The 1,226-nt window shown below is 47.4% G+C and carries 1 protein-coding gene; it reads left to right on the forward strand.

From position 1 onward, the window contains the following. On the forward strand, nt 1-1,005 hold a 1,005-nt coding region (locus AB5217_RS24880; RefSeq protein WP_368117403.1), incomplete at its 5' end, for an IS1380 family transposase. Nucleotides 1,006-1,226: the final 221 nt, after the last annotated feature.

Genomic DNA, 1,226 nt, shown 5'->3' on the forward strand with positions numbered 1-1,226 from the left:
ATTATCTTGCTCAAGACAGTTAAAGGGTTCTGCTGCCTTATGCAAGAAATAAAAAATGGAATTGATAGAACCCACCTCAACACATTGCTCCTGAATTGCCTGTTGGCCACAGGGCAGTTGAAAGAAGGCGGGGAATATGACGTTGACTTCGACCACCAGTTCATAGAGACGGAAAAGTACGATGCAAAGCCCACGTACAAGAAATTTCTTGGTTATAGGCCAGGAGTGGCCGTTATTGGTGACATGATTGTCGGCATAGAGAACAGCGACGGCAACACCAATGTACGCTTTCACCAGGAGGACACGCTAAAGAGGATTTTGGAGAGGCTTGAAGAAAAGGGACTGACAGTCAACCGCTTCAGGGCCGACTGCGGCTCATGCTCGGAAGACATTGTGGATGAGGTCAGGAAGCATTGCAGGACGTTCTACATACGCGCCAACCGCTGCAGCTCGCTCTATGATGACATCTTTGCCCTCAGGGGATGGAAGAGGGAGGAGATTAACGACATTGAGTTTGAGCTGAACTCAATTCTCGTTGAGAAATGGAAGGGCAAGCCGTATCGCCTGGTAATCCAGAGGCAGAGACGCATGGGCTGTGAACTTGACCTGTGGGAGGGGGAATACACATACCGCTGCATCCTGACCAACGATTACGAAGCATCCATGAGGGACATCGTGGAGTTTTATAACATGCGTGGGGGAAAGGAACGCATCTTTGATGACATGGCGGGTGGATTCGGATGGGGCCGACTGCCAAAATCATTCATGGCGGAAAATACTGTGTTCCTGCTCCTGACGGCACTGATACGCAATTTCTACAAGGCCATCATGCAAAGGATTGAAGTGAAGAAGTTCGGGCTAAAGGAAACCAGCCGTATCAAGACCTTTGTCTTCAAGTTCATCTCCGTGCCTGCAAAGTGGATTAAGACTGCAAGACAATATGTGCTGAACATCTACACCGACAACCATGCATATGTAGAAGCCTTCAAAACTTCTTCAGGATGATTTCCATCACTTGATGGCCACTAATTGCGTATTGCCTCAAGTCGCTTTATGGGGTAAGGGGATACTAGGCGCATTGAAACGGACGCGAGGACTTAATGGCTGTCTAACTAATCAAAACCCCATTTATCTTCATGTAGGTGGCAATTAGTGAGGGAAGTTGCGGATTTAAGGATGATTATACCAACCTGATTGACTCATTCAAAGAAAAACAATTCATCCCA

Source organism: Bacteroides sp. MSSM.1001136sp1_RTP21357st2_D2_RTP21359_211015 (assembly GCF_040913205.1).
Classification (GTDB): domain Bacteria; phylum Bacteroidota; class Bacteroidia; order Bacteroidales; family Bacteroidaceae; genus Bacteroides; species Bacteroides ovatus.